8 protein-coding genes are annotated in these 7,789 nt (G+C 74.0%); 7 read left to right on the forward strand and 1 reads right to left on the reverse strand.

The features are described from left to right. Positions 1-336: 336 nt before the first annotated feature. On the forward strand, positions 337-1,014 hold the full coding sequence (locus LG634_RS37100; protein WP_226740906.1) for a DUF4360 domain-containing protein: 678 nt from the start codon (positions 337-339) through the stop codon (positions 1,012-1,014). Positions 1,015-1,065: 51 nt separating this feature from the next. Here the strand turns inward: LG634_RS37100 and LG634_RS37105 are convergent, their stop codons facing one another. Beyond that, on the reverse strand, positions 1,066-1,893 hold the full coding sequence (locus LG634_RS37105; protein ID WP_226740908.1) for a hypothetical protein: 828 nt from the start codon (positions 1,891-1,893) through the stop codon (positions 1,066-1,068). A gap of 191 nt (positions 1,894-2,084) precedes the next feature. On the opposite strand from LG634_RS37105, the gene LG634_RS37110 reads away from it, so the two are divergent. From LG634_RS37110 to cseC, 6 genes are all read left to right on the forward strand, one after another. Next, entirely contained in the window at positions 2,085-2,690 is a 606-nt protein-coding gene (locus tag LG634_RS37110; protein WP_226740910.1) for a phosphatase PAP2 family protein, read from the forward strand. A gap of 28 nt (positions 2,691-2,718) precedes the next feature. After that, positions 2,719-3,693, forward strand: coding sequence for an iron-sulfur binding domain-containing protein (locus tag LG634_RS37115; protein WP_226740912.1), 975 nt, complete (start codon positions 2,719-2,721; stop codon positions 3,691-3,693). A 193-nt stretch (positions 3,694-3,886) separates the two neighbouring features. Beyond that, positions 3,887-4,447, forward strand: a complete 561-nt coding sequence (locus tag LG634_RS37120) for a SigE family RNA polymerase sigma factor (protein ID WP_226740914.1) — start codon at positions 3,887-3,889, stop codon at positions 4,445-4,447. Positions 4,448-4,482: 35 nt separating this feature from the next. Continuing rightward, on the forward strand, positions 4,483-5,097 hold the full coding sequence (locus LG634_RS37125; protein WP_226740916.1) for a hypothetical protein: 615 nt from the start codon (positions 4,483-4,485) through the stop codon (positions 5,095-5,097). A 9-nt stretch (positions 5,098-5,106) separates the two neighbouring features. Further along, positions 5,107-5,808 (forward strand): two-component system response regulator CseB, encoded by a 702-nt coding sequence (gene cseB, locus LG634_RS37130; protein WP_226740918.1) that lies wholly within the window; start codon positions 5,107-5,109, stop codon positions 5,806-5,808. Further along, positions 5,805-7,115 (forward strand): two-component system sensor histidine kinase CseC, encoded by a 1,311-nt coding sequence (gene cseC, locus LG634_RS37135; RefSeq protein WP_226740920.1) that lies wholly within the window; start codon positions 5,805-5,807, stop codon positions 7,113-7,115. Before cseB ends, cseC begins: the two co-directional genes overlap by 4 nt. Positions 7,116-7,789 lie beyond the last annotated feature (674 nt).

Genomic DNA, 7,789 nt, shown 5'->3' on the forward strand with positions numbered 1-7,789 from the left:
CCCCCCCGCGGGGGGGGGTTTTGGGGGGGGGGGGCGGGGGCCGCGCCCCGCGGCTCCGCCCCGCACCCCGGTCCTCAAACGCCGGACGGGCTTGATTTCGGGGCACCGCCCCGCACCCCCGCGCCTCAAAAGCCGGCGAGGCTGGAATTCGGGGCTCCGTCCCGGTCCCCGGTCCTCAAACGCCGGACGGGCTGGAGTTGTCCGCCCGGGTCGGCCTGTCCGGGTGACTGCGCCAAGCAGGGTGGGTTTGGGGGGTGGGCGGGACGGCTTCCCCGGTGTCACGGTGGGTGACGTTACGGTCGGCGTACGTCACGGACTGTGAGTGGGAGGAACGGCATGTTCAAGAAGGCGTTGACCGGCGGTGCAGGTGTGGCGGTCGTGCTGGCTGCCGCGCTGTGTCCCGGCGCGGGAGCGGCGGCGGCCGCGGACTCGGCTCCGGCCGCCGCGCCGCCCACCGGGCAGATCACCATCGACGTGGCGCAAGTGAACGGCTCCGGCTGCCGCCCCGGCAGCGCCTCGGTGTCGGTGGCGCCCGACAACACGGCCTTCACGGTCACGTACAGCGAGTACCTGGCGCAGGTGGGCCGCGGCGCGCTCGCCACCGACTTCCGCAAGAACTGCCAGCTGGGCCTGCGGGTGAACGTGCCGCAGGGCTTCACGTACGCCGTCGCGCAGGCCGACTACCGCGGCTTCGCGAGCCTGCAGGCGGGTGCTTCGGCCACCCAGCAGGCCGGCTACTACTTCCAGGGCATGACCCAGACGGTCCGCAGCAGCCACACGCTGCGCGGCCCGCTGGAGGGCAACTGGCAGGTGACGGACCGGGTCGGCATCGAGGCCCTGGAGTTCGCGCCCTGCGGCTCGCAGCGCGACTTCAACGTCAACACCGAGCTGCGGGTGAGCGGCGGCACCTCGGACACGGCGAACACCACCAGCTTCGTGGCGATGGACTCGACCGACGCGAGCTTCAAGACGGTCTACCGGTTCGCGTGGAAGGAGTGCCCGGTCCGCCGCTGACCGGAGCAGGCCCGCGGGGCGTCGGCCACGGCCGGCGCCCCGCGGCGCGTTTCAGTCCCGGTCGAGGCGGAACGAGGCCTGGAGGACGGGCAGTCCGGCGGCCCGGGCCTCGACGAGGTAGGTGCCGGCCGCGGCCTCGCCGGACGGCGGGTTGGCGCACCGGCCGGCGGCGCTGGCCCTGCGGTTCCACTCGATGGCGTGCGTGACAGAGGACTTGGCGGGCACCCGGAAGTACGCGCTGCCGGGTCCGGCCGGGCAGTCGGCCGAGGACCAGACGGGCTTGTCGGCGTCCGTCTTGGTGATGGTGAGCACGGCGGTGCGCGGCCCGAGGTCCACCTTGCAGGTGGTGCCGGAGGTGTTGGTGGCCACGAGGTCGAACCGCGGCCGGTCGGTGGGCTCGTAGGCGACCTTGGCGCTCTGCAGCTTCCACTGGACGGCGCCGGGGGCGCAGGTGGGCAGCGGGGAGTCCGCCGGGACGCCGGCGCCGCTGCCGGCGGGGGTGCCGCCGGGGTCGCCGTTCTTGCCGCTGCCGGAGTCGGATCCCGAGGCGGAGCCGCCGGCACCCGCGGAGGCATCGCCCCCGGTGCCGGCGTCCGTACCGCCGTGGTCGCCGCCGCCGGAGCCGCTGCCCGACTCGTCACGGCCACCGGGGTACTGGCTGATCGCCGAACCGGAGGGGTTGGGCCCGGGCGTGATCGCCGGGCCGGAGGCCTGGCCGCCGCCGGGCGCCTTGGCGTCCGAAGTGCTCGTGCCGTCGCCGGAGGTGACGACCCATACGGCGAGCATGGCGAGCAGCGCCGCTACGGACGCGAGGACGGCCCTCCGGCGCCAGTAGATGGAGGAGGGGAGCGGTCCGACCGGATTGCGCAGTGATCCCACGGACGGAACTCTACGAGAGTTCGGCGCCTGATCCGTGCCCACCCGCCGTACGGGGCACGCGTTTTGCCGATCATCATCCCGCCCCGGCTTCGGACCGCAGGTGCCGGCGTCGCCACCGGGAGGCAAGCGGAACCGGAATACGGCTACCCCCTCGCTACTGCGACTACTTCTCTTTACGTACTGTCTGTCGGATGGACACGTCTGCCCTGTACCGCGATGTCATCGAGTTCGCCCACGACACCCCCGGGTGGTTCCAAACGCTGGCAGAGGTGTGGACGGAAGCCGGACTGCTGCTGTTCGGCGGCATGTTCGTGTTCCTGTGGTGGCGGGCCCGCCGGCTGGACGACGGCGCCCTGGCGCTCGCCGTGCTGGCCCCGCTGGCGACGGCGGTCGGGTACGTGGCGTCCGAGTCGCTGAAGTCCGTGGTGGACGAGGACCGTCCGTGCCGGGCGGTGGCGGGGGCGCTGGCGCCGCTGGTGGAGTGCCCGCCGGTGGGCGACTGGTCCTTCCCCAGCAACCACTCCGCGATAGCCGGTGCGGCGGCGATCGCGCTGGCCATGACCGTGGGCCGGCTGGCGCTGCTGACCGTACCGATGGCGCTGCTGATGGCCTTCTCGCGGGTGTTCGTCGGCGTGCACTACCCGCACGACGTGGCGATGGGCCTGATCCTCGGCGGCTCGATGGCCGCGCTCGCGATGGTGGCGCTGACCGGTCCGACGAGTCGGATCGTCCGCTCGGTGCGCGCCGGCGGGGCGGCCGGCGCCGTCTGGTTCACCGGTCCGGGCCCCGCGCGCTGACCTCGAAACGTGCCAGGATGCACATGCCATGACTGCATCCCCTGCCACCCCCGCGCCCCTCGACGCTCCCCCGGCCGCCGGCTCCCCGGCCACCTCGGAACCGGGCGTCCCCGCCGACCCCGGGATCCTGCACGGGCCCGTCGTCGCCTGGTTCGACACCCACGCCCGGGACCTGCCCTGGCGCCACCCGGAGGCCGGGCCCTGGGGGGTCATGGTCAGCGAGTTCATGCTCCAGCAGACCCCGGTCGCCCGGGTGCTGCCGGTGTACGAGCAGTGGCTGGCCCGCTGGCCCCGCCCGGCCGACCTGGCCGCCGAGGCGCCCGGCGAGGCGGTACGGGCCTGGGGCCGGCTCGGCTACCCGCGGCGGGCGCTGCGGCTGCACGGGGCGGCCGTGGCCATAACGGAGCGGCACGGCGGGGACGTGCCGCGGGAGCATGCGCAGCTGCTGGCGCTGCCGGGGATCGGCGAGTACACGGCCGCCGCCGTCGCCTCGTTCGCGTACGGGCAGCGGCACGCGGTGCTCGACACCAACGTCCGCCGGGTGTTCGCCCGGGTGGCCACCGGCACCGAGTACCCGCCGAACGCGACCACCGCCGCCGAACGCCGGCTGGCCCGGGCCCTGCTGCCCGACGACGAGGGCACCGCCGCCCGCTGGGCGGCCGCCTCCATGGAGCTGGGCGCCCTGGTGTGCACGGCCAAGAACCCGGACTGCGCCCGCTGCCCGGTCGCCGGCCGGTGCGCCTGGCGGCTGGCGGGGAAGCCCGCGCACGACGGGCCGCCTCGCCGCGGCCAGACGTACGCGGGCACCGACCGGCAGGTCCGCGGCAAGCTGCTCGCCGTGCTGCGCGAGGCGCTGGGGCCGGTGCCGCAGTCCGTTCTCGACGCGGTGTGGGACGAGCCGGTACAGCGGGCCCGGGCGCTGGACGGGCTGGTGTCCGACGGGCTGGTGGAGCCGCTGTCCGGCGGGCTGTACCGGCTGCCGCTGGGGCGGCCGGCGTCCTGAGGCGGGCCCGGGCGGACCGGGAACGGATCCCGGCACATCCGGAACAAACCCCTCCGCCCGGGGCTGTTACACAACCTATGGATGTCCGTGCGTCCGCCGACGTCTGGCCCGCACAGCCTCGTGACAACCCCTCCGTACCTTCGAATCCGTGAGCAACCACGGGGATGCGGTAACGGAACGGAGGCGGTCTGAGATGGCGCACGGCGAGGTGCTCGAGTTCGAAGAGTACGTCCGCACCCGTCAGGACGCGCTGCTGCGCAGCGCCCGACGCCTGGTCCCGGACCCGGTGGACGCGCAGGACCTGCTCCAGACCGCGCTCGTGCGGACGTACGGCCGCTGGGACGGCATCGCGGACAAGGCCCTTGCCGACGCCTACCTCCGCCGTGTCATGATCAACACGCGCACCGAGTGGTGGCGCGCCCGCAAGCTGGAAGAGGTCCCCACCGAGCAGCTGCCCGACGCGAGCGTCGAGGACGGCGCCGAGCAGCGCGCCGACCGCGCCCTGCTGATGGACATCCTCGGCGTTCTCGCGCCCAAGCAGCGCAGCGTGGTCGTGCTGCGACACTGGGAGCAGATGAGCACCGAGGAGACGGCCACGGCGCTCGGAATGTCGGCAGGTACCGTGAAGAGCACGCTGCACCGGGCGCTGGCCAGGCTCCGCCAGGAGCTGGAGAGCCGGAACCTCGACATGCGGGCTCTGGAACGCGGCGACCACAACGTTCGTCACGAGGGGCGGGAGCGGTGCGCGGCCTGAGCGGCAGACGCCTCGGGAGGGGCTCACTCACTGCGATGTCGGCGGGGACCTTGGTCCTCGCCGGCTCCGTGCTGTTCATGGTCGCCTGCTCGTCGGGGGGTGCCGGGCTCAAGGACGAGGGTCCGGCGGCCCGGTCCGAGCAGGCGGCAAAGGCGATGCCGAGTCCGGCGGGGTCCGCCACGCCGACGTTCAAACGGGTGGACGCGGTCGCGCTGGTGAAGGCGGACCCGAAGGTGAGCGCCGAGGTCAAGCGGGACCTGAAGCCGTGCGTGGGCAAGGAGTACCCCGTCGACGTGACGTACGGGCGGGTCACGAGCAACTCCGTGGACGACGTGATCGTCAACGTGCTGTCGTGCGCCGACGCGGTCGGGGTGGGCTCGTACGTGTACCGGCTTTCGGGCGGTTCGTACGAGAATGTCTTCGCGGACGAGCAGCCTCCGGTGTACGCCGAGATCGACCGGGGCGACCTGGTGGTGACCAAGCCGGTCTACGGGAAGAGCGATGCGATTGCGTACCCCTCGGGGGAGGACGTGATCACGTTCCGCTGGACGGGTGACAAGTTCACCGAGCACGACCGCGTGCACACGGACTACAGCAACACGGCCGACGGCGGGGGCCAGCCCGCCCCGGCCATCACTCCGAAGAACTGAGGCAGTCGGATGGCCGAGACCCATGTGCTGTTTGTGGAGGACGACGACGTCATCCGTGAGGCCACGACCCTGGCGCTGGAGCGCGACGGGTTCGTGGTCACCGCCATGCCCGACGGACTGTCCGGGCTGGAGTCCTTCCGGGCGGACCGGCCGGACATCGCCCTGCTGGACGTGATGGTCCCCGGCATGGACGGGGTCAGCCTGTGCCGGCGGATCCGGGACGAGTCCACGGTGCCGGTGATCATGCTGTCGGCGCGGGCCGACTCGATCGACGTGGTCCTCGGCCTGGAGGCGGGCGCGGACGACTACGTGACCAAGCCGTTCGACGGCGCGGTGCTGGTGGCGCGGATCCGGGCGGTGCTGCGGCGGTTCGGGCACGCGGGGGCGCACGGCGCGGGCGCCGACGAGGAGCCGGCGGGTGAGCGCGGGGTCCTGACCTTCGGCGAGCTGGAGGTCGACACCGAGGGCATGGAGGTCCGCCGGGGCGGTGCCCCGGTGGCGCTGACGCCGACCGAGATGCGGCTGCTGCTGGAGTTCTCCACCGCCCCGGGCACCGTGCTGAGCCGCGACCGGCTGCTGGAGCGGGTCTGGGACTACGACTGGGGCGGCGACACCCGGGTCGTCGACGTGCACGTGCAGCGCCTGCGCACCAAGATCGGCCAGGACCGCATCGAGACGGTCCGCGGCTTCGGCTACAAGCTCAAGGCATGAGGCGGCTCGGACTGCGCACGGGGATCCGCTGGAAGATCAGTTTTGCCATTGCCGCGGTGGGGGCGCTGATCGCCACGGCGTTGAGTCTGGTGGTGCACAACGCCGCGCGGGTCTCGATGCTGGAGAGTGCGCGCGAAGTACAGATGGAGCGGGTCCAGTTCATCTCCCGCAGCGCAGAGATCACGAAGAAGCCGCCGCTGTGGGCGAAGCTCAACGACCCGGACCTGCCGCAGGAGCTGCGGGACAAGGCCCGGTCGGGGCGGCGCGGTTCGTTCGTGCAGGAGCACCGGAACGCGGCGCCCGAGGTGTGGGCGGCGGTGCCGCTGGGCAACGGGCAGATCCTGTCCGTGCACACCAGCTTCACCATGAACGCGAACATGATGAAGGACCTGGACCAGGCGCTGATCGCGGGCTCGCTCGCGGTGGTGGTCGCCGGGTCGGCACTCGGCGTGCTCATCGGCGGGCAGATCTCGCGGCGGCTGCGGAAGGCGGCCGCGGCGGCGGGCAAGGTCGCGCAGGGCAACACCGACGTACGGGTGCGGGAGGCCGTCGGCGGGGTGGTCCGTGACGAGACGGACGACCTGGCGCGGGCGGTGGACGCGATGGCGGCCGCGCTGCAGCAGCGGCTGGAGGCCGAGCGGCGGGTCACGGCGGACATCGCGCACGAGCTGCGCACGCCGGTGACGGGGCTGCTGACGGCGGCCGAACTGCTGCCGCCGGGGCGGCCGACGGAACTGGTGCGGGACCGGGCGCAGGCGATGCGGGTGCTGGTGGAGGACGTACTGGAGGTGGCCCGGCTCGACGGGGCGTCGGAGCGGGCGGAGCTGCAGGAGATCGCGCTCGGGGAGTTCGTGGCGCGGCGGGTGCGGACGCTGATGCCGGACGCGACGGTGCGGATCGTTGCGGACGAGATCGTGGCGACGGATCCGCGGCGGCTGGAGCGGATCCTGGGGAACCTGCTGGCGAACGCGGCGCGGTACGGGAAGCCGCCGGTGGAGGTCGACGTGGAGGGGCGGGTCGTGCGGGTGCGGGACCACGGTCCCGGCTTCCCGGAGGCGCTGCTGCGGGAGGGGCCGAGCCGGTTCCGTACCGGGTCGTCCGACCGGGCGGGGGTCGGGCACGGGCTCGGGCTGACGATCGCGGCCGGGCAGGCGCGGGTCTTGGGCGCGCGGCTGACCTTCCGCAACGTCGCTGCGCCGGGCGGGGTGGAGCGGCAGGGGGCGTCTGCCGGTGCGGTGGCGGTGCTCTGGCTTCCGGAGCACGCGCCGACCAGCACGGGCAGCTTCCCGGTCATCCAGCTTCCCTAGCGGACCGGCTTCCGGGCCACGGCCCGAGCCGGGGGCTCCGGCCCGAACCCCGGTCCTCAGTCTCCCCCAGCCCTGGCGGGGCGGGAGGCACCCCCTGGGCGGGCTGGAGTGTGCCCTGCGGGGTCGCCCTGCCGGGCGGGGCCCCTGTAGGGGCTCCGCCCCCACACCCCCGGTCCTCAATCGCCGGACGGGCTTGATTGCCCCCCGGCCCGGACTGCACCTGCGGCCCGAACCCTCAGCCTCGCCGGCGTTTGAGCCGCGGGGTCTGGGGCGGAGCCCCGGTCTTCCAACCCGTCCGGGGGGTACCCCCAGCCCCCTGGGGGGTAGGGAGTTTGAGGACCGGGGCCTGGGGCGGAGCCCCGGTCTTTCAGCCCGTCCGGCGCCTGAGGACCGGGCCTGGGCCGGAGCCCCGGTCTTTCAGCCCGTCCGGCGCCTGAGGACCGGGCCTGGGGCGGAGCCCCGGTCTTTCAGCCCGTCCGGCGCTTGAGGACCGGGGTCTGGGGCGGAGCCCCAGTTCGGGAAGGGGCGGGTAGGGGAATAGCCCCGCAGGGTCGGGGGTTTGGGGGGGGGGGGGGGGGGGGGGGGGGGGGGGGGGGGGGGGGGGGGGGGGGCGGGGGGGGGGGGGGGGGGGGGGGGGGGGGGGGGGGGGGGGGGGGGGGGGGGGGGGGGGGGGG

The sequence above is a fragment of the Streptomyces bambusae genome, from assembly GCF_020532645.1.
GTDB lineage: Bacteria > Actinomycetota > Actinomycetes > Streptomycetales > Streptomycetaceae > Streptomyces > Streptomyces bambusae.